A 22,968-nucleotide genomic window follows, 5' to 3' on the forward strand; every position below is an offset into this window, starting at 1 on the left:
ATGGGGAGCAAGTCGAAGGCAATCGCTGTCATCGGCAATGTGCAGGCCGATCTTGTCCTCCGACCTGTGGCGGCGTTGCCTCCCCCCGGTGAGGAGAGATTTGTCGATGACGTCAGCTTCCGTCCTGGCGGAAGCGGCGGCGTCACCGGGATGGTGCTTGCTGCAGCTGGTGCACCGGTCCGGGTGTTCGGCACGCTCGGTAAGGATCCGATCGGCTCGGTAATCCGCTCGATGCTTGCGGAAGTCGGGGTGCAAACCTCGGACATCCGAGAGATCGATTTGCCGACGAGCATCACGGTCGCCCTTGAAGCGGCGGAAAGGGAACGCTCGTTCCTGACGTCGCGCGGACACATGGATGCGTTTTCGAAGAACGATCTTGCGGATGAGGCGCTAACTGCACCGATTACCTTGCTGACCGGTTTTTTCACGACGCCCGCTCTTCAGGCCGATGTGCCCGCACTTGCCGCTGAGGCGCGCGGCAATGGCAGCATCGTGCTGTTCGATTCAGGATCCGACCAGTTTGGCTGGTCAGATACGGTTCGCGAGACGCTCTTTTCAGTCCTCAAGGAATGCGATTGTTTCCTGCCGAATGAGGCAGAACTGCTGGCGCTGACTGGCGGCGGTGACGTGATCGATGCCCTGGCAAGACTGCGGCAGCACTTTGACGGGGCGCTTGTCGTGAAGATGGGAGCGAAAGGTTGTTTTATCTCGGCAAGCGCCGACAGCGCGCCTGTGGAGATCCGGCTCAATCCCGTGGAGGCGCCAGATACGACCGGCGCAGGCGATAGCTTCAACGCAGGGTTTGCGCTGGGGCTGTCGCGCGGGTTTGATTGGGTTAGGTCGGCACATCTTGGGACAGCGCTTGCTTCAGAGATTCTGAGGCGCCCGGCCTCGCGCCGTTATCTCTCGCCTGAGGATCTAAACAAACTTGAAGTCTCACCGGGCGAGGTTTCCAGGGCAATCGATGGACCAAAGCGCGGCTCAAGCCTGTAAATGCGGACTGCCCTTGCGGTCCGCCCTCCCGGGGGGTGGTGCTTCAACCTGATGCACCATCCCCTCTCGAACGTCAGAACGTCAAACTCGATTAGGGTGGGCTAGAACTTGAATACTGCCTGGATACCGCGCCAAGCATGGCTATTAGCTCTGCCGCTCATCGTCGTAATGGCGGCTGTCATCGGTTACCCGCTATTTGACACCATTCGGCTGTCCCTGAGTGATGCTCGTCTGATCGGCAGTACCGGCAATTTCGTGGGGCTAGACAACTTCACCAAGCTCCTGTCGCGCCCCGACTTTCTCCAGGCCCTCTCAACCACAGCAATTTTCACCGTGGTCTCCGTCAGCGCCGAGATTGTTCTGGGGGTGCTGACCGCGCTCTTGCTGCAGCAGCGCTTTTATGGTCGAGCGCTGTTGCGGGCGCTGATGATCCTGCCCTGGGCATTGCCAACGGTCGTCAACGCAATGTTGTGGCGGCTGATCTATAATCCGGAATATGGCGCGTTGAATGCGGCTTTGACGCAAGTCGGACTACTGGGAAGCTACCAATCGTGGCTCGGCCAGCCGGACTCGGCCATCTGGGCGATCATCGTGGCCGATGTCTGGAAGAATTTCTCGCTCGTCGCCCTGATTTCTCTCGCAGCACTCCAGGCTGTTCCTAAGGACATACAAGCGGCCGCCCTGATCGATGGGGCAGGCATCATTCGGCGCTTCCGTTACGTTACGCTGCCTTATCTCGCCGGGCCTCTGATGGTTGCGGTTGTACTGCGCACGATCGAGGCATTCAAGGTGTTCGACATCGTCTGGGTTCTGACCCGCGGTGGGCCAGCCAATTCGACGCGAACGTTGTCGCTCCTGGTCTATCAGGAAGCCTTTGCCTTCCAGCGTGCCGGATCGGGCGCATCCCTCGCTCTTATCGTGACGTTGATCATCACGCTGCTTGCCGTGTTCTATGCCCGCCTGATCCGGCGCACCGAGGAGATGAAGTAATGGAGTATCGCTCGACAACAGCAACTTTCCTCACCTATGTCGCAGCGATCATCGTCTTCCTGATTGTCCTCTTGCCATTCGTCTGGCTGGTCATCATGAGCATTTCGCCGGCCGAAACTCTTACACAAAAACCGCTCCGGTGGTGGCCCTCTGCAGTGGATCTGACCAATTATCATCAACTGCTCGACTATACCGGCGGCAAGGGACGCGACTTCCTGTCCGCACTTTTCAACAGCCTTCGCGTCTCGGGCCTTGCCACCCTCTTGGCGCTCGCCGTGGCTATTCCCGCAGCTTGGGTAGTCTCGCGAGTAAAATCCATGGGTTGGTCTTTGAACGTCGTGGTGCTGCTCTACATGCTGCCACCCGTTGCGCTGGCCGTGCCCCTTTATATGGTGCTTGCCCGCATCGGCCTTCTTAACTCGGTCTTTGGGCTTGCAGCGATTTACCTCGCGATCCTCGCCCCCTTCACGACATGGTTGATCAAGTCTGGCTTCGACGCCCTTCCCGGTGAGATCGAGAGTGCTGCGTCCATGGACGGCGCCCGGCTCGACCAGACGCTGCGACTGATCAGCATTCCTCTGATCGCGCCCATCATCTCGACCGCTGCGATATTCGCGCTGCTGCTGGCGTGGGACGAGTTCTTCTATGCATTGCTGTTCACGTCCGGGGTTCAAGCAAAGACGGTCACAGTTGCGATTGCAGAAATTTCCGGTGGAAGAGAGACAAATTACGGGGTCATCGCCGCAGCTGGCGTCATCGCTGCCCTTCCACCGGTCTTCATCGGCCTCATCCTGCAAAGGGCCCTGATCTCTGGGCTTACCCAGGGCGGAGTCAAGGGATGAGCTCATACAGGAACAGTTACAGGCCGATTCGGGAGGATCAATGGGAGCTCTAGAGATTAGTCAGATCAAGAAGGCGTACGGACCTCTTCAGGTTCTCAAGGGCGTTGATATTGGCCTTGATGACGGGGGGTTCCTGGTTCTCCTCGGATCATCCGGATGCGGTAAGTCAACTCTCCTGAGCATCATCGCGGGCCTGGCCGAGCCGACCTCTGGTGACGTGCGTTTGGATGGAAGGTCTCTCGTCGGAATCCACCCCAAGGACCGGGATATCGCGATGGTGTTCCAGTCCTATGCCCTGTATCCGAACCTGTCGGTCGCGCGCAACATCGCGTTCCCGCTGGAGATGCGCAATGTTCCAAGGGCGGATCAGGAAAAGTCCGTTGCTGAGGTGGCAAAGCTTCTTCGGATCGAAAGCTTGCTCGAACGTAAGCCCGCCCAGTTGTCGGGTGGGCAACGCCAACGCGCCGCCATTGGTCGCGCATTGGTGAGAAAGCCAAAGCTCTTCTTGTTCGACGAGCCACTGTCTAATCTGGACGCGCGCCTGAGATCCGAAATGCGTCATGAGATCAAACGGCTCCATGGCATCCTCGGAACCACGGTCGTCTATGTGACGCATGATCAGGTCGAAGCCATGACACTGGCGACGCAACTGGTCCTGATGCACGATGGCCAGGTGGAACAACAGGGCCACCCTTCGCAGATCTACGATCAGCCGAGAACGATGCGCGTCGCCGACTTCGTCGGATCGCCGCCGATGAATTTCATTTCCGGCAAGGTCAAGAACGGCCGCTTCCGCAGTGACACCTGCCCGATCGAGTTTGATTACAACGGTCCTCACACCACCTCGGACATCGTCATAGGCATCAGGCCCGAGGCTATCGGCGTCGCGACTCACGGCCAGACCTCCGGCATCGAAATCAACGCGAGTGTCAATCTGGTCGAACTAACCGGACCAGAGCAGCTCATCTCGACGCGTGTCGGGGGGCAGGACCTGATTCTGACAGCGCCGGCGAATATCGAGGCCAGACCCGGAAAGGCCATCCGGCTCAGCGTTGCGCCCCAGAGCCTGCACTTCTTCCAGGCGTCCAATGGAAATCGCTTGTAGTTCCCACACGGCGCCAGAACAGAAACGCCACTGCCAAGCTTGGCCGAAGGATTGAAAGCACACCATGCTGAAAACAATTTCTGTCATCGGCAACGTCGCGGCCGATATCGTCTCAAGAGCAGTTGACGAGTGGCCGGCACCCGGCATGGAGATACTGGTCGATTCCATCTGTTTCCGCACCGGCGGGGCAGCCGGAACGACGGCGGCGGTCTTGGCCTCCATGGGTGCGCCCGTCCAACTGCACGCGACGATCGGAGACGACACTGTCGGACGCACAGTGAAGACCAGCCTAGCGCACGTCGGGGTTGATCTCCTGGGCCTTAAAGTCACCGAAGAGTTTCCGACGACGATCTCGCTGGCATTCGAATCCGACGCCAAAGACCGAAGCTTTATATCAGCGCGCGGCCACCTCGAGCATTTTTCGTTCGAAGATATCGATCCCTCGGCTTACCAGGCCGATCTCGTGCTTCTGACGGGTTATTTCACGACGCCCGCTCTTCAAACCAGCACGCTGCGGCAACTCGGTCTGATCAAATCGTCCGGCTCTATGAGTTTCTTCGACCCGGGATCCGATCAGTTCGGCTGGTCTCCGGCGGTTTTGGCAGATTTGAGGTCTTATCTTGTGGTTGTCGACTGTTTCGTTCCCAATGCCCAGGAACTGCTTGCGATCAGCGGGTGCAGCGATATCGACGACGCATTGGAACAGGTCAGCAAGCTTTGTGACGGCTGGCTGATCGCGAAGCTTGGCAAGGACGGGTGTGCGGGCATGGGTCCGAATGGAGAAACCTTCCGCCATTCGATCGAGCCGGTCCCGTCCGCGGATACGACGGGCGCCGGCGACAGTTTCAATGCCGGGCTTTTGTTTGGGCTGGCGAAGGGCATGGACTGGTCCGAGGCGGCCCGGTTGGGCAGCCGCGTTGCAACTGCCGTGCTAAGAAAACGGAAGGATGGGAGAATCCTGTCTCCGCAGGAAGCGCTTGATTTCATTTGATCAGTCGTTCCGAAGCGTCAACTTTTACTATTCTGGGCGAGCCTAAGCTCCAAGCCGCCATCTTCAAGAACCGTGCAGGTGATCTCATTGAAGTTATTAATCCGTGGCTGATGCTTGATAAAAACACCTGTCGGTATCGAGGTCACTGCAATCACAACGGCGTGGGCATTGATGCCGGCTTGTATCCCAGCCATAGCATCCTCGAAAATAACACACTCAGCCGCCGAGATGCCAAGCGCTGACGCAGCCTTGAGATATCCCTCTGGCGACGGCTTCCCCGCCTCGACCATCTCTGCCGAAATGAGTACCTCCGGTATAGGAAGCCCTGCGGCGCGCATTCTGGCAACAGCCAGATTACGGGATGCCGAAGTCACGCAAGCCCAACTGTGAGCGGGCAGCCGCTTCAGAAGTGCGGCCGCGCCAGGGACCTCTAGGACGCCCTCAAGCTGCGTGACTTCCCGACGGAGAAAGTCTTCGGCTTCTTGAAGAACGTCGAGCTCCGGCGCGATTTCCGCTATTACATCAATGTCACGACGACCGTGAGCGAGCGCCAATACATCTTGGAGGCTTTTACCATTCTTGTTGCACCATTCTGCCCACAGTCTCTCAACCACGGCAGTGGAGTCGACAAGAGTCCCGTCCATATCGAAGAGGATCGCTTTGCATAGGAAGCTTTTAGTAAGCTGAGTACTGGGATGGCTATGCAATTCTACCTCCGGCGTAAGGCGACTTTGTTGCGTAAAAGCTGCTGCTGTAGAGCGCGTATCTCGCTTTGGCTGCGCCGCCCAAGGCATTGGCCCTGGCGCTCATATCAGCGGATTATAGCGTTGCAAAGGATTTCATCTGCGCTCAAACCTGGCTTGCTCCTCGCCTACTCTACCCTCGTCACCTTTGCGATGTGCAGAGGCGTACCGACATTCGCCACATGCCTGCTGCCGAACTCCAACATGAAGCGCTGAAGAACCGGCAGCAAAAAGAAGATCGCCGTCATATCGGAACTCTCGGGCAGCCGTACGTTGACGGCATCTGGGATGAGATCGTCGCCTGACGTGTCGAATACAATGACGGGAGAGTTGCCTTTGCGGACGGCTTCTGCCAGCCCCGCGAAGCGCTCCCCGCCCAATTCAGAGGATCGAAGAAGGGTGACGCCGCGATCGGCTCCCAGCATTTCGAGCGGGCCGTGCCGCATCTGGCCACCTTCGATGGAAAAGGATGGCAACCTTGAAAGCTCGGCGACGCCAAGCGCCAGTCCTTCGGCGAGACCGCGAAGTCTGCGCCCGGAAGTGATGACCGTGGACACATTACCGAAATGAGCGAGGGCATCGTCGAGCGAGACCGCGTGTGTCTGGGACAAAGCTGCAAGTGCCTGCGTCGCATCGACACCGAGCGCCGCCAGAACAGCCAGATGTTGTGCAAAGGCAATCGTGAAGCTGCGTGTCGCCGCGACCGCGATCTCCGAGCCACCGCATCCAATCAGAGAGGGTACGCTTCTCGCAAGAGTGGAATTCTTCTCCATCGTCATGCCGAAACTATCGCGTCGTTCAACCGACTGGCTTAGCCACCTGACGGCTTCAGCACTTTCACCCGATTGTGAAGTTGCGATGACGGTTTTCCCCTTCAGGGGCCGCGCCGTATCCAGTTGCTCCGAAAAAGTCGCTGCCACAGCGTCGACCCCCAACGTCCTGTAAATGGGTTCGACAGTTCGGCCGACACAGTGAGAGCCTCCCATTCCGAGCAGGGTCAATTGCCCGGTCGCCTGGATCGAAGACGCAATGTCCGCTGCAACGGTCTCTGCGGCCTTGAATGACGCAAGGGCATCGCCTTGTTGGCGCGCCATCTCAGATTCGATGGCCTCGCGCCCGGTCAGTTGATTCATGGTGGTATCCTCACTAGAGATTTGGAGCACCGGCCGTTCAAGCCAGCAAGGCAAAGGTTGGAGATAGTCATTCTGGCGACCGGCTCGTCCTGCGGTGAGGGCTCGTCGGTGACAACATGCAGCCATGGACGCCGTTAGTTGCACAAGTGAAGCACGTCGCGGTGCGGAGTAGGCGGGGCGGACTTAGAGCCACCCCGCCACAATTTTAGGGTTGGTACGAGCTAGCCGCCTCAGTAAGAGCCCCGGTCGGAGTGGCTTGATCGAAGAGGGCCTTCTGGATCGCCACCTGCAAAGCCAGGGACAGTTCCTGATATTTCACCGCCGCCGGCCGCGGATACATCAAAGGAAGCCCCACCTTTGCAGCGGCCACCATTTCCTGCTGGCCGTTAAGGACGGCGGGGTCCTCGTAAGAACTCGCCCAGATCGGCAGGCTGAGCTTGGCGTATTTGTTTTGGGTCGCCTGCGAGGTCAGGAAGGTGATGTATTTCCAGGTTTCTTCCGGATGTTGGCTCGACTTGGTGATGCCAAGGCCCATCGAGCCATTGATCGCCGATGCGGTGCTGACGCCTTCAACACCTGGAGCAGCAACAACGCCGACTTTCCCTGCGATCTTGCTCTGTTTCGGGTCGTTCGCGAGGTTGAACATGTAGGTCCAGTTGAGCGCAAAAGCGGCCTCTCCGTCTTGAAAAACACGGCGGACGTCTTCTTCCAGATATTCGCGCGAATTCGGATTGGTCGTGCCATCCTTGATCGATGCAGCCATATAGTCCAGCGCCTTGAGGCCACCGTCCTTCTGGAAGACTGGCGCACCGTTTTCATCGAGAAATTTGCCGCCAAAGGCTGAAAGTATGGTGCCATAGTCGCAGATCACCGCTTCCGCCTGAGCCCAGCTCCAAGCGATCGGGTGCTGGACTATTCCCTTCTCCTTCATGACTTTGGCTTGGCTCATGAGCTCTGTCCACGTCTTGGGGGGAGCATCAAAGCCTGCTTTGGCCAACATTTCCTTGTTGTAAAACAGGTACTTCGTGTCGAGCACCCACGGCATGCCGTAACGGCGCTCTTTGTAGTCCACCGTGGTCCAGGCACCAGGAAGGACTCCTTTTTTCATCTCCGGCGTGATCCGATCGGTAACATCGACCAGAATATTGTTCGTTGCAAATTCGGCTGGCCAGATCACATCGAACAGAACTGCGTCATAGCCGTCGCCCGATCCCTGGCCGAGAACGATCTTGTCGTGAAGCCCCTCGTAGGGAACGAATTCCAGCTCGACCGAGATACCCGGGTTCTGCTTCTGGAATTCGTCCGTCATGTCCCGGACGGATTGCTCGTTGTAAGCGGCCTGCGCAATGAAGAGTGCTTTCAGCTTCACATCGGCTGCAAGCACTTGAGCGGTCATGACGCCGGTCAGCATCAGGGCCCACGCGAGTAGTCGTTTCATCGGATTGCTCCCCAGTTATTCGGCCGTGAGCGCGGGTGACTTGCCCACCGCCTACCGTTTTTAACGGCTTCATCAGATATGCACATCTCCGTGCAGTCAAGATATTTTTGCGCGATATCGCGCATTGTGGATCTTGATTTAAGAAACTTCTGAAGTGGCTGAAAAATCGCGCGTATGAGCAGCTAGCGCCGCACAGCCGACACGTTGGCTTTACGGAAGGCGGACCGCTTGATGGACTGACGTGCACGAAGACGTGCAGAATCCGCATACGGAACCGGCAGCCATCCTGCTTCAGTTGACCCGCCGATCCTGTACGTCGAAGCGATGAACAAGGTCCGGCCGCATGTCCAAGCGGAGAATGTCGCCTGGTCTTGACTCTACATCACCGGACACGCGCACAACGACCAGACCGAGATCGGCAACATCAACGTAGACGTTGGTGTCGGCGCCGAGATGTTCGACGTGGCTGACAGCGCCAGAGATAGGGCCATCATCCATGCGAATTGTCAGATGTTCGGGGCGGATCCCGACAAGGCTCGTGTCGCTCATTCCAACCTTCGATCCGGGAAAGACGTTCATCTGCGGAGAGCCGATGAAGCGGGCAACGAATGTGTTTGCGGGGCGCTGGTAGAGTTCCATGGGCGATCCGATCTGTTCAATTTTCCCCTTGTTCATCACGACGATCTTATCAGCCAATGTCATGGCCTCGATCTGATCGTGCGTCACATAGACCATGGTCTTTCCCGTCTCCCGGTGGAGCTGCGCGATTTCGAGCCTTGTGTTGACGCGCAACGCCGCATCGAGGTTGGACAAGGGTTCGTCGAGGAGGAACAGCTGCGGCTCCCGCACGAGCGCGCGGCCGATTGCCACGCGCTGTCGCTGACCACCTGAGAGTTCCGACGGACGACGGTGGAGAAGCTCTTCGAGCGCGAGCATTTTTGCCGCCTTTTGGACCTGCGCCTCGATGAAGGAGGCGGGCTTCTTCGCCTGCTTCAATCCCAGAGACAGATTGCCCCTGACGTTGAGATGCGGGTAAAGCGCATAGGACTGGAACACCATTGCGATATCGCGCTTCGAAGGTTCCACGTCGTTGACCCGCCTGCCAGCGATATCGATGTTGCCATTGGAGGCATGCTCAAGCCCCGCGATAATGCGAAGCAACGTAGACTTTCCGCATCCTGATGGCCCAACGAAGACGACGAACTCACCGGGCTTGATTTCCAGATTGATGTCGTCAAGAGCGTGAAAGTCACCGAAGGTCTTGTTCAAGCCCTCAATTTTGAGGGCAAATTCTGGTGCAGTCATAACGGTACCTTTCGAACCCTACTTGACGGCGCCGGCCGTCAGGCCGCGCACAAGCTGGCGAGAGAAGAGGAGATAGAGGATGAGGATCGGAACGATCGCGAGCGTCAAGGCCGCCAGCACCGCGTTCCAGTCAGTGACGAACTGGCCGATGAACACCTGAGCGCCAAGGGTGATCGTCTTCGTCTGCTCGGCTGGAGCGAGGATGAGCGGAAACCAAAGGTCGTTCCAGATGGGTATCATCGTAAAAACCGCGACCGTCGCGAGCGCCGGTCGCACTAGCGGCAGTACAAGCATGAAGAAGATCTTGTACTCCGACAGGCCGTCGATTCGACCTGCATCTTTCAGATCGGCAGAAATCTGCCTCATGAACTCAGTGAGTATGAAGACCGACAGCGGCAGCCCCTGTGCGGTGTAAACCAGGATCAGGGCGAGGAGGTTGTTCACGAGCCCGGCGCTCACCATCAGCTGCAAGATGGCTACGGTCCCGAGGCGGATCGGGATCATGATGCCGAGCGCGACGTACAGAGCGATAAGCCCATTGCCACGGAACCGATATTCGGAAAGCGCGAAAGCGGCCATCGCGCCGAACGACAGGATCAGGGCGAGCGAAACCCCGGTCACAGTTGCCGAATTGATGAAGTAGGAGACAAAATCCCCGCGCGCGGAGATCGTCTCGAAGCCAATCAGAGAAAAGCTCTTCGCCGTCGGCGGCGTGAGCGGCTCGCTGAAGATCGCAGCGCGGCTCTTGAAGGCATTGATGACGATGACGGCGACAGGAAAGAGCGCAATAAGGGTATAACCGCCGAGCGCAACATGGGCACCGATCGTACGCATGAGGATTGATGGTGATCGAGACATCAGAATTGGTACCTCTGCAAGCGGCGCTGCACGAAGAAGAGATAAGTGCAGACGCCGAACAGGATGAGCAGGAACATCATCGACGCGATCGTCGCCCCCATGTAGGTGTCACCCAGCTGGAGCTGGAACCCGAAGAAGGTGCGATAAAGGAAGGTGCCGAGCAGATCTGTGGAATAGTTCGGACCTGCCTGCGCACCCTGGCTGACATAGACCAAGTCAAACGCATTGAAGTTGCCGACGAAAGTCAGGATGGAGGCAATACCGATCGTGGGCAGGATCAACGGCAGCTTGATCTTGAAGAACTGGCTCCACCCGGTAATGCCGTCGCATTCCGCCGCCTCGAGCACTTCATCAGGAATGGAAAGCAAGGCGGCATAGATAAGGATCATCGGCATGCCAACGAATTGCCAGACAGAAATGAGCGACAGCGCGATAAGCGCGCTGTCTTCCCGTCCGAGCCAAGGGGCGAAGAGCCAACCAAGGCCGATCGCTTTCAACATAGAGGGCGCGACACCCCAGAGAGGGGAAAGAATGAGCTTCCAGACAAAGCCAACGACGACGAAGGATAGGATTGTCGGAACGAAGATGGCGGTTCGGTAGAAGCGGGCCAGCCTGAGCTTCGGATTGGCAAGTAGCGCCGCCAAGGCGATACCGATCGGGTTCTGCAAAGCCATATGGATTACGAAGAACACGAGGTTATTCGAAAGCGCGTTCCAGAAGCTTGTTGCCCAGGTCGGGTCAAATAGGAGCTTGCTGAAATTCTCAAACCCGACAAAGGCAAGTGTGCCGTCAACCCCGTTGTAGAGCGACTGCCGGAGCGTCAATGCTAGCGGGATCACCATGAGCGCCGTATAGACCGAAAGCGCTGGGGCGAGGAAAACCAGGATGTGCCATCGGGGCGATGGCCAACGGTTCAACTTTGCTGAAGACATAATGCGGACCCGTTCCGTTGCGTTGAGGATCACAAGAGGTCCAGCGCCGCACGTCTTGACGTGCGGCACTAAGACCCATTGGCCAACGTTACTTTGCGGGCTTGTACCAACGGTCCAGACCGTCCTGCAGACGCTTGGCTGCTGTCTCCGGGGGCTCTACGCCATTGAGCACGTTGGCAGACGCGTTCCAGGTTTCGTTTTCGAGGTTCGGCGTGCCGCGCGAGACGATCGCGTAGGTCGAGCGGATGGTCGACTGGCAGTCGTTTCGCCAGGAGAGAAACTTCTTCGCGAGCTCGTTGTCGAGTTTGGCCTGATGCTTGGAGAGAGCGAAGAAGCCCGGCAGTGCGTTGGAATAGAGGGTCGCAAACTCTTCCGAAGCCACCCAGCTCAGGAAGGTTCGTGCAGCTTCGGCGTTCTTCGAAGTGGCATTCAGACCGAGACCAATGTCGGGATGATCTGAAATGTAGCAGGTGTCGCCGGCGGAGGCGACCGGAGGCGGAAAGGCGCCGAGCTTGAACTGCGCCTGTTGCGAGAACAGGCCGATTTCCCAGGAGCCGGCCGGAAAGATTGCTGCGCGACCGAGGGTGAACAGGTTCTGGCTGTCTGGGTAGGTCTGAGCCTTGTAGCCGTCGCCAAGATAATCGCTCCAGCGCTTGAGCACGCGATAGGGCTCCACCCAGCCCTCATCTGTCAGTTTCTGCTTGCCGGCGACGAGCGCAAGCCGGCCATCTTCACCCTTCCAGTACGTCGGGCCGATGTTCTGGTAGCCCATTGTCGCGGCTTCCCACTGATCAACGGTTCCAAGGGCCATGGGCACATATCTGCCATCAGTTTTGATAGCCTCGAGCAGCTTGAAAAACTCGTCGTTCGTCTTTGGCTCGCTGAGGCCGAGTTCCGCGAAGATATCTGCGTTGTAGATGAAGCCGTGGATGACGGAGGCCATCGGAACGCAGAACGTGGTTTTGCCATCGTCGGTGGTCCACGCGGCCTTCGCGACGGACGAAAAGTCATCGATTCCCGGGAGGTCGTTCAAGGAGACGATCTGGTGCTTGTCGTAGAGCGCGAGCGATGCATCGAACGGGCGGCAGGTAATGAGATCACCTGCAGAACCTGCGTCCAGCTTCGCATTCAGAGCCGCGTTGTATTCGGTCGGTGCCGTCGGCGAGAAGCGAACGGTGATGCCCGGATGCGTCTTTTCGAAAGCCGGGATGATCTTGTCCTGCCAGATCGCAATGTCATCGGTGCGCCAGCTTTCGATCGTAAGTGTGGTGTCTTCCGCGCGCGCGGCGCCACTGCAAAAAGCTGCCGCAGCAAGGCAAGTTGCTGCCAAGGATAGTTTTCTCATTCGCGTTCCCCTTTTGTGGTTGATTGTTGAATGATGAAGCATGCGGTGGCCCTGCCGTTGGCTGCCAGTTTCCGTTATCGCCGTCAGCGGCGCTCATCCCCCGCAATGATGACTTCCACCTTCGCTTCTTTCAGTGCTCGGGCGAGACTTGGCGGTGGAGCAGCGTCGGTGACCAGAATGTCGAGCATGTCCAGGCCGCCGAGGCGAACCGTCGACGTCTTTGCAAACTTGCTGCTGTCGATGAGTGCGATGACTTGGTTTGACTGGGTAACGAACGCCTGTTTGACCTCGGTGTCTTCGATCGAGAAATCGTAGAGACCGGTTTCGTCGACCGCCGACAGACCCAAAAATGTCTTGTCGAACCGATAGTTCGTGAGCTCTCGGACCGCACGCGCACCTGTAATTGACATTTCAAGTGGCCGCACCTGACCGGTCGGCACGAAGACCGAGACGAGGCTGTCGGCCAGTGTCATGGCGAGGCGAAGGCTGTTTGTCGCCGCGCGAAGGTTGGGAAAACCGACAATCTCCTTCGCCAGCATTAGCGTGGTGGTGCCGACATCCAGTCCAATCATTTCGTGCTGTCGGATCAGTCGAGCGGCAGCAATGGCAATTTTTCGCTTTTCATCGAGGTTTCTGACCTGACGATCTCGAAAAGGCTGTTCCGCGCCGAGAGGTGCGGTCTCCGGGAGAATGGCGCCACCATGAGCGCGCTCGAGACTGCCATCTTTATCAAGCGCTTTAAGGTCACGCCGGATTGTCATCTCGGAGACGCCAAAATGCACTGCCATCTCGGCGACGGTAACGAAGTCGCGCGACTTCACCATTGCGAGGAGCGCTCTCTGGCGCGCCGTTTGCAGTTGTCGGCCGGTAGAATTCTGAGATGCGGCCTGGGCGTGTCCTTCGGTCTCGACCATTTTTCCACCGTGTTCGTTCATGTTTGCTATTGTCATATAATGTTCGCTTGTGTTAGTCATTGTCAAGTGGTCATTTGGCTGCACCTGAAAACCGCTGAAGGTGTTGTCGCGTCTGGCAAGCCTTCAGACGGGACCGGCAACCCAACCATTGGAAATTGTCGGCCGACCATTTGCGCCTTGCACGTCGGCCGGGTTTCCTGAAAACGGACGTTAAAATTGATCCAGCTCGGTATCTTCGCCAAAACATTCGACCGCAAGACAAGCGCCAAGCTCGCCGACGCCATTGCACTGGCCGGCTACGAATGCACGCAGTTCAACATGGCAAGCATCGGACTTGAAACGCTGCCGGAAGTGATGGACTACACGAGTCTGACCACCGTGAAGCGCGACTTCGAGGCAAGCCGTGTGACGATCCCGGTCATTTCAGGGACCTACAACATGATCGCCCCCGATCCAAAGGTGGTCGAACAGGGCAGGCTTGGTTTTCGCGTACTCGCCGAAGCCAGCAAGGCGCTTGGCTACTCAACGATCACGCTCTGCACCGGCACCCGGAACGTGGAGGACAAGTGGAAATCTCATCCCGATAACGCAGGGCAGGATGCTTGGCGCGAATTTCGCGTTGAACTCGATCGGCTGATCGAGATTGCCGAAACCTACGACGTGACACTTGGCGTTGAACCGGAGCCGTCCAACGTCATCTCATCAGCGCGGGCCGCCAGGCGACTGCTGGACGAGGTCGGTAGCGAGCGGGTAAAAATCGTATTCGACCCCTTCAATCTGGTTGATTGGAGCAAACGGGATCATGCCTCCGATACCCTGCTTCGCGCCTTCGACCACTTGGCAGATGCAACGTCGATTATCCATGCGCAGGACATGCGCAACGATGGCAAGCCGTGCGCTCCGGGCAGGGGCTTTATTGATTTTGAACGTCTTTTCAACCTCTTCTTGCGCGAAGGTTTCTCGGGCCCAATCATCGCCCATGGGTTCGGGGAAAGCGAGGCCGCCTCTACGGCCGCGTTCTTGCGTGATCTTCTTCCTTCCAAAGGGTGATCCGCTGATGGCGAACGCAGGCTCACGCCACCTTTTCCTCTCCCCACATCTCGACGATGTGCCGTTCAGTTGCGCCGGGCTTATCAAGAAACTGACGAGCGCGGGCGACGATGTCGTCATCTCAACCTTCATCACGGGAGATGCGACCGGAACCCTAACCCCGCTTGCAAGCCGCTTCCATAGAGTTTGGAATCGGGGCGATCGCCCTTACGCAATCCGCCGCGAGGAGGACAAGTGTGTCGCGCACTTACTCGGCGCACGGTACCGGCACGAGGGTGTCCTGGATGCCATCTATCGTAAGGACCAGAATGGCGGACCAATCTATCATGACATCCCAGAGCTGTTTGCTGGATTGAAACCCGAAGATCAAGCCAATGTCGAGGCGATTGCGCGCAAGCTTGATCAGATCCTCGCGGAGGAAAAGCCTGACTTTGCCTACGCGCCAATCGGCATTGGTCGGCATGCCGATCATCTCAGCCTAGTGAAAGCAGCCCAAGAGGTTTGCCTCGGACACATACCCCTGCGTCTTTACGAGGAATTTCCTTATTTGCTGGGCGAATTCCCGGCCGAGCAACCGATATCAGTCGAGCTCGGTTTAGAGCTCTCGGGCTGGAAGTGCCCGACGCCCGAATTCATAGACGTCGATCTGACAGCGCGCATCGAGGCCGCCCGCCTTTATCCAAGCCAGATTCCTGAAATTTTTGGCAGCGATGCGGCACTGGTCAACGCGATGCGACGGCATGCCGAGCGATACGAAGCACATTCCGGGAGGGAGAGATTATGGACACCAACGGCCACGCACTGAAGGACGCCCACATGCAGCAGAATCGCAGCAATCAGTCGGCTCCACTCCGGGTTCTGGCAGTGGGGCTCGGGCACATGGGTATCTCGCATGCCCAGGCCATCACCCGCATCGATGGTTTCGAGCTCGTGGGTATTTGCAGCCGCTCCGTGCTTGGCATGGAGTTGCCGCCTGAGCTGTCGTCCATCGCCCGTTTCAATGACTTCGATGACGCCCTCGATAGGCTAAAGCCAGACGCGGTGATCATCAGCACCTATCCTGACACCCATGCCGATTTCGCCATCAAGGTAATGCGGGCCGGCGCTCATGTCTTCGTCGAAAAGCCGATGGCGCGGAGTGTCGAAGAGGCGGAACGCATGGTTTCGGTCGCGAGAGAAACACGACGCACCATCTATATCGGCTATATCCTCAGGGTGCATCCGTCGTGGCGCGAACTTATCCGACGCGGAAAAGAGCTCGGCAAGCCGCTTGTCATGCGCATGAACATCAATCAACAGTCGATTGGCGATTCCTGGACCTGGCACAAGAACCTGATGAAGTCCCTGTCGCCGGTCGTCGACTGCGGAGTCCACTATATCGACGTGATGTGCGAGCTCACGGGAGCGAAGCCGGTCCGCGTTCACGGAATCGGCGCGCGTCTCTCAAACGAAATCGCCGAAGACCAATACAACTATGGGCAGCTTCAGGTGACCTTCGACGACGGCTCGATCGGTTGGTATGAGGTTGGCTGGGGTCCGATGATGAGCGAGGTTGCCTACTTCGTGAAAGACGTCGTCGGTCCGAAGGGCGCCGTGAGCATTACCATGACAGAACAGGGTGATGCAGCCGCGCAAGGCGCATCGACGACGGCATCGTCGGACATTCTCAATCACGTCAAGACGAGCGCGCTACGGATCCATCATTCCGAGCTCAACCCGGACAACTCCCTCAAGCACGCCGACGAGATCATCAAGATGGCTGACGAGCCCGATCATGATGCACTCTGTGAGCTGGAGCAGCGAGCCTTTCTCGACGCTATCCGCGCTGGCGCTATTGATATGCGTGATCTCACCGCGGCGGTGGACAGCCTTCGCGTGGTGCTCGCCGCCGATCAAAGTATCCGCACACGCCGCCACATCGATCTTTAGATGCGGTTGAGAAGGGGAATAATTTTGGCGAACAGCAGCTTCATCCAATCTGCGAAAAGTGGCGCGCGCCTGAACGTTGTCCGACTCGGCAACGGTGGTCTTCCCGTTCTGTTTCAGCACGGTCTGGGCGGAGATGCTCAGCAGGTGGCGCGCATTTTCCCGCAAGGCGGAAGATTTGATCTGACGACGGTCGAATGCGCCGGACATGGCGCCTCGTCTTGCCCCCAACCACCGGCTTTTTCGCTGGAGTCGTTCTACGAGGACATCGAGGCGTTTTCAGCCGAGCATTTCCAGCATGGCTTTGTTGCCGGCGGCATCTCGATGGGAGCAGCCTTGGCGCTCGCTTTCGCCATCCGAAACCCGACCAAAATGCACGGCCTCATTCTGGTTCGGCCGGCATGGTTTCTCAGCAAATCCCCCGCCAATCTCGAGCCGATACGGGAGATCGGTGAACTGCTGCAGCGGAACACGCCAAAGGAGGCTTTGGACGCCTTCGTCGCAAGTAGCCTCGCCGCCCGGATCAGGCAGTCGAGCCCCGACAACTACGGCACGTTGATCGACTATCTCGGTGACCATCAGCCGGAATGGCTCGGAAAACTGCTGACGGATATCACAGGCGACGGATTTGAGTTCTCTGTCGCGCAACTCGAAATCATAAAAGTTCCGACCCTCGTGGTCGGCGTCGAGGCGGATGATATTCATCCGCTCGCACTCGCCGAACGGCTTCATCGCTGCATACCCGGCTCACGGTTTGAGAAGGCCCCGCGGAAAGACGACGCGCTAGCCATTCCCAACTACTACGATTGGACAGCCGAGCTCATTGCTGGCTTTCTTTCTGAGATTGCAATTCAAGCGCCAGACCCGACCGAAGATGCCGCTCGCACGATCGGTGACTAGCCGGCGGTGTTTGCGCGATCCGACCCAACCTGATGCGCATTGAGGTTTTGCGGTCAACGGCGTTGCACCCACCTCGAGCGGCGGAGCTACCCCTACGACAGATTACCAACCAAACAGCACGAAAAGGATGAGACTCATGCAATGGCTCAAAGAAACCTTCCACGTCGATAAGCCCATCATTGCGATGTGCCACTTGCAGGCACTGCCTGGCGACCCGGCGTATGACACTGCCGGCGGTATGAAAAAGGTCATCGACAAGGCCCTCGCCGACCTCACGCATCTCCAGGATGGTGGTGTCGATGCAGTTATGTTCTCCAATGAGTTCAGCCTTCCGTATCTGACGAAGGTGCGTCCGGAGACGACGGCCGCCATGGCCCGGGTGATTGGCGAACTCATGCCGTCGATCAAGGTGCCGTTCGGCGTGAACGTGCTTTGGGATCCGATCGCCTCCATCGACCTCGCAGCGGCAACCGGCGCCGTCTTCATTCGCGAAATCATGAGCGGCGTCTATGCGAGCGATTTCGGACTTTGGGACACGAATGTCGGGGAGACGGTCCGCCATAAGATGCGCCTCTCCCCGGATTTGAAGCTTCTATACAACATCGTTCCGGAGGCGGCCTCGTATCTTGGAAACCGTAACATCATCGATATCGCGCGCTCCACTGTCTTCAATAATCGCCCTGATGCGCTCTGCGTTTCTGGCCTGACCGCCGGCGCTGAAACTGACACACAAGTTCTATCCAGCGTGAAGAATGCTGTTCCGAGCACTGTGGTATTCTGCAATACAGGTTGCCGCCTCGAGAATGTCGAACGGCAGCTTTCTGTCTCGGACGGTGCGGTGGTGGGTTCCACCTTCAAGATCGATGGCGTGTTCGAAAACGCGGTCGATCCTGCCCGAGTGAAGGCGTTCATGGACAAGGTCAAGGTGATCCGCAGCGCTTCACCCAAGGCAGCATAGGGGTAGAACCGTCTTCGAGTCAGTCCGATCATGCCGTGGTTACCCTCGCGGTATGATCGGCATCCGTCAATCCTGGCAGACAGGTCATGACACAAATCACCGCAGGCTGTGAGCACCTGTCTCAAATGCGAAACCATAAGTACATCTAGCAACAACAGAATGCGAACCTGAGAATGCGCAATGGTGACGCTGTCCTCTGTTGTAGGGGGGAGCTGTGGACCTTCGTCATCTGCCGCGACCCCGTCGCGGCAGCTCGCAATGGACGCTTCAGTGCAGCCTGAAATGAATGTGCACCAGCCGATCATCAACGTTGGAAGTTGGTGTCTTCCTATTCGATCGTTCGACAGCTGGTGCGTGGCCGACGGCCATCGGCGAGGAGTTCGTAGTTGGCGCCAGACGCACCGTCAAGGCCTTCCCGCGGCATTCAGACCGCGCAAAAGCCAGCAGCGCCGGTAAAACCGGGCGCATCTGGCTTCTAAGAGTCTATGTCGTCAGGTTGCTACCGCGCTGCGTTGAAGAGCTTTCTCGAGAAATTCCCAAGCGTCGATGTGGAGTTGATGGAGGCCTCCTGCTTCGAACTCAAGGCCGAAGGATCTGATCAACGCGATGAACACGATCCAGGGGCAGACCTCGTCGCACACGAGCTCGATCTCACAATATGCGGCCATAGAGGCGATCGGCGGCAACCAGGACTACATTGACGATTTCGTCCGCAAGCGCCGGGATCTCGTGGTCGAGAGGATCAACGAGGCCCAAGGACTTGAATGCCGCACCCCAGACGGCTCCTTTGATGTCTTCGTTAATTGCCATGGCGTGATCGGCAGCACCACGCCTCAGGGCAAGGTGATCGAGTCCGACATGGACTTCGCCATGTATCTTCTCGAGCACTTCGGTGTCGCCGTTAGGCCGGGCAGCGGCTTCATGGCTTCGCCCTATATCCGCATTTCCTACGCCGCGTCAGTCGAAGAACTGCAGCACGCCTGCGGCCGCATGCTGGTAGCCTGCGAAGCCCTGTCAGAAGGTGAGAGGGCCTATGGCAAAGCGAAGCAACTGCGTGAACCCATGGCCGAACGCGGCCTCGTTCACATTATGGCGGCCCACAGCCTGCTGTCCGCCACCTTGGCCGAAGAGGCCGGCTTCGACGGTCTCTGGGCTTTCGGCGCACTACGGTCTTGCCGATATGAGCCTGATTGCGGGCGATCGCCGGTTAGTCCTCGCTGCCGGTCGTCGCCGATGGATACGGGCTACGGCGATGCCTTGAATGTGATCCACGCCATCGGGGAAAACGAAAGGCAGGGGAGGCGGTGCGGCGCTCATCGAAGTGCGAAACAGCCGGCACTCGGGTGTCTGAACAGTATTTGTCGCTAGAACGCTCTAATTAACAACATCAACGCTGTGGGTCGTCTCGGCAGCTACATGAGGTCTGAACTTGCTCCCGCAGCATGCTGTAACGTCACTATTGTAGGCCGGTTAGGTGCGCCGCCTTCGAGCGGCGGCGCACTGTAGCTGATCATGCCACCTTGCGGCCCCAACTTGCGAATGGATCCGGCAGGCTGCGCCACAGGTCTGGGACAAAGACCGGACTGTCGATCAGGCAAGCGTCGAGTTCGGCGCGGATCTTTGCCTCGTCCATCGGGTCGGCGCCGATGAAGACGATCTCCTGCCGGCGGTCACCCCAGACGGGATCGAGATAGGGTTTCATGATGTTAAGGAAGCCCGGATCCTGCGGCCATTGGTCTCTTGGAACGGAGGTCCACCAGAAGCCCATCTTGCTGGTTCTGACTAGGGCGCCCGCCTGGCTGATCTCGCCGACATGATGCGGCCGGGTCGCCAGCCAGAAGAAGCCCTTGGTACGAACCACACCCGGCCAGGACCGGTCGATAAACGCCTGGAACTTCATCGGATCGAACGGCTTTTTGGCGCGATAGACGAAGGAGCGGATGCCATATTCCTCCGTCTCGGGAACATGGTCCTTGAAGCCATGCAATTCCTTGTACCAAAGCGGATGCGTTTCGGCTTTGGCGAAATCGAAGCGGCCGGTGCCCAAAACTTCCTTCAGATCGACCTTTCCGAAATCGGCCTCGATGAGACTCGCATCCGGATTCAGGCCAACGATGATCTTGCGTGCGGCATCGCGCTGTCCGGTTGTGGCGGTGCTGATCTTGTTGAGGATGACAACATCGGCAAACTCGATCTGTTCGACCAGAAGGTCGACGAACGTGCGGTTGTCCCCGTCGCCGGCGGTTTCGCCACGGTCGGCAAGGAAATCGGCGGAACTGTAATCCTTCAGGAGATTTGCCGCATCGACGACTGTCACCATCGTATCGAGCTTGGACACGTCAGCAAGGCTCTGGCCATTCTCGTCGCGGAAGTCAAACGTAGCGGCTACGGGGAGCGGTTCGGCGATCCCGGTTGATTCAATCAGCAGATAGTCGAAGCGATCCTGCTCGGCCAGTGCCCGCACCTCTTGCAGCAGATCGTCCCGCAATGTGCAACAGATGCAGCCATTGGTCATCTCGACCAGTTGCTCCTGCGTTCGTGACAGGTTGGCGCCGCCGTCTCGCACCAGCGCAGCGTCGATATTGACTTCACTCATGTCGTTGACGATCAGGGCCACGCGCATGCCGTCGCGGTTGGTCAGGATGTGGTTGAGGAGTGTCGTCTTGCCGGCTCCGAGAAAGCCAGAAAGGACGGTGACAGGGAGCTTCTTCATGTTGGGAATCCTGGCTATTAGTATAACGTAACACTTGTGGATGGCGCGACAGAGGCCTGTCTATCGCTCAATTCAGTGGCATTCGGCGCAGAGGCCGTGGACCTCGATTGTGGTGGAGCGGATCTTGAAGCCGCTACCCTTGGCGCGCCTTCCAAGGGCATCCTCGATCTTCGTATCGTGAAATTCGTTGACCTTGCCGCAGGCTTCGCAGATTTCGAAGGCGGTGAACCGCGGGTGGATCTGGCCATTCTTTGAATGACAGCAGATAACGAAGGCGCTCATGCTTTCCAACCGGTGGATGCGGCCAGCCTCCATCAGTTTGTCGAGCGCGCGATAGATCTGAAGCGGTGCCCTCAAGCCGTGTTCCCGCAGACGATCCAAAATGGTATAGGCGCTGAGCGGCTGCTCGGACGATTGCAGCACCGAGAGCACGAGGCTCTGGTTCCTCGTCAGCTTCAGATCGTCGGAATGGACTGCCTGCAACATGCTCATCTCCGGGACGTGCCGTTTTGAGAGTCTGCCCGAAACTGCGCTACAGTTCCGGGCGATAGCTTCATCGTATCAGTGCGAAGCGCCCGAACCCCCTACGGCAACGATCGAGAAGGGCTGGCCTTCGACTGCGATGGTGCGCGTCTCCTTCAAGGTGTCCGCGTCGACAACGCGAACGAGAGAATGACGCGGATCGGTGACGGCGATCTGGCCATCGGCGACCGCCAGACGCGGGCGCGGATCGCGCCAGTGGCCATCCTTGCTGTAAGGCTCTGTGACCTTCGCCTTATTGACGATTTCGCCCTTGACGACATCGAGAACATGCAGGTCGCCGTCTTCCGTCAGGATATAGGCGTTGCGCGGTTCTGCCGGATCGAGCTGGAAATCCACGCGGCGCGTCGGCAGTTCGATCAGCTTGTAGGGTTGTTCGGCATCCGCGTCGATCAACACGAGCTTGTCATCGCCGTAGTTTCCGAGGAAGAACTGCATAGCCTTGCCGCCGAGGAGCGTGCCGGTGTAGGCCTTAGGAAAATCGGCGGGATAGGGCAGCATCTCCAGTTTGGGACCATCAAGTCCGCCGGGACGAGCAACCAGAACGCCTTCCTTGCAGCCGAAGGCAACGAGGCGGGCCGAGGTCGCCTCACCGTGAAGGTCGGTGCAGGTGGCCATCGCACCAACCTGCTCGCCCTTTTCATCGACGACGCGAAGACCAATGCGCGGCGGCAATTCATCTGGCTTCGTTTCGGCCTCTGTGTTCGGAACCGAGACAAGTACGTAGCGGCCCATCGTCACCGCCACGCCGTGATGAGGCTTGATCGTATCGACAATCCGCTTCTCGACTTTTCCGTCGAGGATGTCGGCTTCATCGACGATTTCTGCCTTGTCGGCACGATCGTAGAACAGGACGACATGGTCATCATGCGGCACGACGTGGCCCGGGCGCTTGCCCTCAAACGTCACAGGTAAAAGCGCGGGCTCGGAAACTTCGAGATCGCGGTGTTCGCCATGGTCGGAAAAATTGATGCCGGTTTTGATCGCGTGAATGACATCCGCTTCCGTCTGGGCGGCGAACACCGTCTGACCCGATGCACTCGCCGTGAGCGACGCATATCCCTTGACGTCGTACCGGCCAAGTTCGCTGCCATCTTCGAAATCGATGACGCGGACGACTGGGTTTGTATGGTCGGCTACGAACAAGCGCCAGGCCTCTTTGGTTTCGTGATCGTCGGCAAAGGCGCCGGGTGCGGCGAAGATCACGCTCGCTGTCACGGCAGCCTGCACGCGGTTTCGGGTGAGAGACAGTCTCATCGGGTTCCTTCCTTCATGTTGTGATTTTTTGCGCG

The 22,968-nt window shown here is 58.1% G+C and carries 22 protein-coding genes; 11 read left to right on the forward strand and 11 right to left on the reverse strand.

Annotated features, from left to right (window positions below; all coding sequences use genetic code 11):
* The 5 genes from N8E88_RS03800 (at position 1) to N8E88_RS03820 (ending at position 4,921) form a co-directional block, all read left to right on the forward strand.
* Positions 1-993, forward strand: a complete 993-nt coding sequence (locus N8E88_RS03800) for a carbohydrate kinase family protein (RefSeq protein ID WP_262290730.1) — start codon at positions 1-3, stop codon at positions 991-993.
* A 168-nt stretch (positions 994-1,161) separates the two neighbouring features.
* A complete protein-coding gene (locus N8E88_RS03805) occupies positions 1,162-1,983 on the forward strand; it encodes a carbohydrate ABC transporter permease (RefSeq protein ID WP_410010531.1) in 822 nt (273 codons plus the stop codon).
* Complete coding sequence (locus N8E88_RS03810; RefSeq protein ID WP_262290732.1) at positions 1,983-2,825, forward strand: carbohydrate ABC transporter permease; 843 nt, start codon at positions 1,983-1,985, stop codon at positions 2,823-2,825. The genes N8E88_RS03805 and N8E88_RS03810 overlap by 1 nt, the downstream gene beginning before the upstream one ends.
* A 40-nt stretch (positions 2,826-2,865) precedes the next feature.
* Complete coding sequence (locus N8E88_RS03815) at positions 2,866-3,930, forward strand: ABC transporter ATP-binding protein (protein WP_262290733.1); 1,065 nt, start codon at positions 2,866-2,868, stop codon at positions 3,928-3,930.
* Positions 3,931-3,994: 64 nt separating this feature from the next.
* The gene (locus N8E88_RS03820) at positions 3,995-4,921 is read left to right on the forward strand and encodes a carbohydrate kinase family protein (RefSeq protein ID WP_262290734.1); all 927 of its coding nucleotides are present in this window, start codon (positions 3,995-3,997) and stop codon (positions 4,919-4,921) included.
* Positions 4,922-4,938: 17 nt separating this feature from the next.
* On the opposite strand, the gene N8E88_RS03825 is transcribed toward N8E88_RS03820, so the two are convergent.
* The 8 genes from N8E88_RS03825 to N8E88_RS03860 form a co-directional block, all read right to left on the reverse strand.
* Positions 4,939-5,628, reverse strand: a complete 690-nt coding sequence (locus N8E88_RS03825; protein WP_262290735.1) for an HAD-IA family hydrolase — start codon at positions 5,626-5,628, stop codon at positions 4,939-4,941.
* A gap of 164 nt (positions 5,629-5,792) precedes the next feature.
* A complete protein-coding gene (locus tag N8E88_RS03830) occupies positions 5,793-6,797 on the reverse strand; it encodes an SIS domain-containing protein (RefSeq protein ID WP_262290736.1) in 1,005 nt (334 codons plus the stop codon).
* A 205-nt stretch (positions 6,798-7,002) separates the two neighbouring features.
* A complete protein-coding gene (locus tag N8E88_RS03835; RefSeq protein WP_410010512.1) occupies positions 7,003-8,235 on the reverse strand; it encodes an extracellular solute-binding protein in 1,233 nt (410 codons plus the stop codon).
* A gap of 291 nt (positions 8,236-8,526) precedes the next feature.
* Positions 8,527-9,540: an ABC transporter ATP-binding protein gene (locus N8E88_RS03840; protein WP_315975190.1), complete on the reverse strand. Its 1,014-nt coding sequence runs from the start codon at positions 9,538-9,540 to the stop codon at positions 8,527-8,529.
* 18 nt (positions 9,541-9,558) lie between these two features.
* Positions 9,559-10,398 carry a carbohydrate ABC transporter permease gene (locus tag N8E88_RS03845; RefSeq protein ID WP_262290737.1) on the reverse strand — a complete coding sequence of 280 codons (840 nt, stop codon included), beginning with the start codon at positions 10,396-10,398 and terminating at the stop codon, positions 9,559-9,561.
* The gene (locus N8E88_RS03850) at positions 10,398-11,330 is read right to left on the reverse strand and encodes a carbohydrate ABC transporter permease (RefSeq protein WP_262290738.1); all 933 of its coding nucleotides are present in this window, start codon (positions 11,328-11,330) and stop codon (positions 10,398-10,400) included. The genes N8E88_RS03845 and N8E88_RS03850 overlap by 1 nt, the downstream gene beginning before the upstream one ends.
* 88 nt (positions 11,331-11,418) lie before the next feature.
* On the reverse strand, positions 11,419-12,675 hold the full coding sequence (locus tag N8E88_RS03855; RefSeq protein ID WP_262290739.1) for an ABC transporter substrate-binding protein: 1,257 nt from the start codon (positions 12,673-12,675) through the stop codon (positions 11,419-11,421).
* A gap of 83 nt (positions 12,676-12,758) precedes the next feature.
* Positions 12,759-13,610 (reverse strand): DeoR/GlpR family DNA-binding transcription regulator, encoded by an 852-nt coding sequence (locus N8E88_RS03860; RefSeq protein WP_262290740.1) that lies wholly within the window; start codon positions 13,608-13,610, stop codon positions 12,759-12,761.
* Between the two features lie 195 nt (positions 13,611-13,805).
* Between N8E88_RS03860 and N8E88_RS03865 the strand changes: the two genes are divergently transcribed.
* The 6 genes from N8E88_RS03865 to N8E88_RS03890 all read left to right on the forward strand — a co-directional run bounded on the left by N8E88_RS03865 (position 13,806) and on the right by N8E88_RS03890 (position 19,791).
* Positions 13,806-14,639 carry a sugar phosphate isomerase/epimerase family protein gene (locus N8E88_RS03865; protein WP_262290741.1) on the forward strand — a complete coding sequence of 278 codons (834 nt, stop codon included), beginning with the start codon at positions 13,806-13,808 and terminating at the stop codon, positions 14,637-14,639.
* Positions 14,640-14,646: 7 nt separating this feature from the next.
* The gene (locus N8E88_RS03870) at positions 14,647-15,444 is read left to right on the forward strand and encodes a PIG-L deacetylase family protein (RefSeq protein WP_262290742.1); all 798 of its coding nucleotides are present in this window, start codon (positions 14,647-14,649) and stop codon (positions 15,442-15,444) included.
* A gap of 11 nt (positions 15,445-15,455) precedes the next feature.
* Entirely contained in the window at positions 15,456-16,568 is a 1,113-nt protein-coding gene (locus N8E88_RS03875; protein ID WP_262291085.1) for a Gfo/Idh/MocA family protein, read from the forward strand.
* A 24-nt stretch (positions 16,569-16,592) separates the two neighbouring features.
* The gene (locus N8E88_RS03880) at positions 16,593-17,465 is read left to right on the forward strand and encodes an alpha/beta fold hydrolase (protein ID WP_262290743.1); all 873 of its coding nucleotides are present in this window, start codon (positions 16,593-16,595) and stop codon (positions 17,463-17,465) included.
* A 136-nt stretch (positions 17,466-17,601) separates the two neighbouring features.
* Complete coding sequence (locus tag N8E88_RS03885; RefSeq protein ID WP_262290744.1) at positions 17,602-18,423, forward strand: BtpA/SgcQ family protein; 822 nt, start codon at positions 17,602-17,604, stop codon at positions 18,421-18,423.
* Positions 18,424-19,029: 606 nt separating this feature from the next.
* Positions 19,030-19,791, forward strand: coding sequence for an aminotransferase class I/II-fold pyridoxal phosphate-dependent enzyme (locus tag N8E88_RS03890; RefSeq protein ID WP_262290745.1), 762 nt, complete (start codon positions 19,030-19,032; stop codon positions 19,789-19,791).
* Between the two features lie 142 nt (positions 19,792-19,933).
* On the opposite strand, the gene N8E88_RS03895 is transcribed toward N8E88_RS03890, so the two are convergent.
* The 3 genes from N8E88_RS03895 to aztD all read right to left on the reverse strand — a co-directional run bounded on the left by N8E88_RS03895 (position 19,934) and on the right by aztD (position 22,933).
* Positions 19,934-21,136, reverse strand: a complete 1,203-nt coding sequence (locus N8E88_RS03895; RefSeq protein ID WP_262290746.1) for a GTP-binding protein — start codon at positions 21,134-21,136, stop codon at positions 19,934-19,936.
* A 72-nt stretch (positions 21,137-21,208) separates the two neighbouring features.
* Positions 21,209-21,622 (reverse strand): Fur family transcriptional regulator, encoded by a 414-nt coding sequence (locus tag N8E88_RS03900; RefSeq protein WP_262290747.1) that lies wholly within the window; start codon positions 21,620-21,622, stop codon positions 21,209-21,211.
* A gap of 75 nt (positions 21,623-21,697) precedes the next feature.
* Complete coding sequence (gene aztD, locus N8E88_RS03905; RefSeq protein WP_262290748.1) at positions 21,698-22,933, reverse strand: zinc metallochaperone AztD; 1,236 nt, start codon at positions 22,931-22,933, stop codon at positions 21,698-21,700.
* Positions 22,934-22,968 lie beyond the last annotated feature (35 nt).

This window comes from Phyllobacterium zundukense, assembly GCF_025452195.1.
Taxonomy (GTDB): Bacteria; Pseudomonadota; Alphaproteobacteria; order Rhizobiales; family Rhizobiaceae; genus Phyllobacterium; species Phyllobacterium zundukense_A.

Bases quoted from the DNA above. Each gene is read 5' to 3' on its own strand.
- N8E88_RS03835 (WP_410010512.1), bottom strand. From the start codon at position 8,235: ATGAAACGACTACTCGCGTGGGCCCTGATGCTGACCGGCGTCATGACC.
- N8E88_RS03850 (WP_262290738.1), bottom strand. From the start codon at position 11,330: ATGTCTTCAGCAAAGTTGAACCGTTGGCCATCGCCCCGATGGCACATC.
- N8E88_RS03805 (WP_410010531.1), top strand. From the start codon at position 1,162: ATGGCGGCTGTCATCGGTTACCCGCTATTTGACACCATTCGGCTGTCC.
- N8E88_RS03800 (WP_262290730.1), top strand. From the start codon at position 1: ATGGGGAGCAAGTCGAAGGCAATCGCTGTCATCGGCAATGTGCAGGCC.
- N8E88_RS03810 (WP_262290732.1), top strand. From the start codon at position 1,983: ATGGAGTATCGCTCGACAACAGCAACTTTCCTCACCTATGTCGCAGCG.
- N8E88_RS03845 (WP_262290737.1), bottom strand. From the start codon at position 10,398: ATGTCTCGATCACCATCAATCCTCATGCGTACGATCGGTGCCCATGTT.
- N8E88_RS03830 (WP_262290736.1), bottom strand. From the start codon at position 6,797: ATGAATCAACTGACCGGGCGCGAGGCCATCGAATCTGAGATGGCGCGC.
- N8E88_RS03855 (WP_262290739.1), bottom strand. From the start codon at position 12,675: ATGAGAAAACTATCCTTGGCAGCAACTTGCCTTGCTGCGGCAGCTTTT.
- N8E88_RS03890 (WP_262290745.1), top strand. From the start codon at position 19,030: ATGAACACGATCCAGGGGCAGACCTCGTCGCACACGAGCTCGATCTCA.
- N8E88_RS03875 (WP_262291085.1), top strand. From the start codon at position 15,456: ATGCAGCAGAATCGCAGCAATCAGTCGGCTCCACTCCGGGTTCTGGCA.
- N8E88_RS03900 (WP_262290747.1), bottom strand. From the start codon at position 21,622: ATGTTGCAGGCAGTCCATTCCGACGATCTGAAGCTGACGAGGAACCAG.
- N8E88_RS03860 (WP_262290740.1), bottom strand. From the start codon at position 13,610: ATGAACGAACACGGTGGAAAAATGGTCGAGACCGAAGGACACGCCCAG.
- N8E88_RS03840 (WP_315975190.1), bottom strand. From the start codon at position 9,540: ATGACTGCACCAGAATTTGCCCTCAAAATTGAGGGCTTGAACAAGACC.
- N8E88_RS03815 (WP_262290733.1), top strand. From the start codon at position 2,866: ATGGGAGCTCTAGAGATTAGTCAGATCAAGAAGGCGTACGGACCTCTT.
- N8E88_RS03895 (WP_262290746.1), bottom strand. From the start codon at position 21,136: ATGAAGAAGCTCCCTGTCACCGTCCTTTCTGGCTTTCTCGGAGCCGGC.
- N8E88_RS03870 (WP_262290742.1), top strand. From the start codon at position 14,647: ATGGCGAACGCAGGCTCACGCCACCTTTTCCTCTCCCCACATCTCGAC.
- N8E88_RS03885 (WP_262290744.1), top strand. From the start codon at position 17,602: ATGCAATGGCTCAAAGAAACCTTCCACGTCGATAAGCCCATCATTGCG.
- aztD (WP_262290748.1), bottom strand. From the start codon at position 22,933: ATGAGACTGTCTCTCACCCGAAACCGCGTGCAGGCTGCCGTGACAGCG.
- N8E88_RS03820 (WP_262290734.1), top strand. From the start codon at position 3,995: ATGCTGAAAACAATTTCTGTCATCGGCAACGTCGCGGCCGATATCGTC.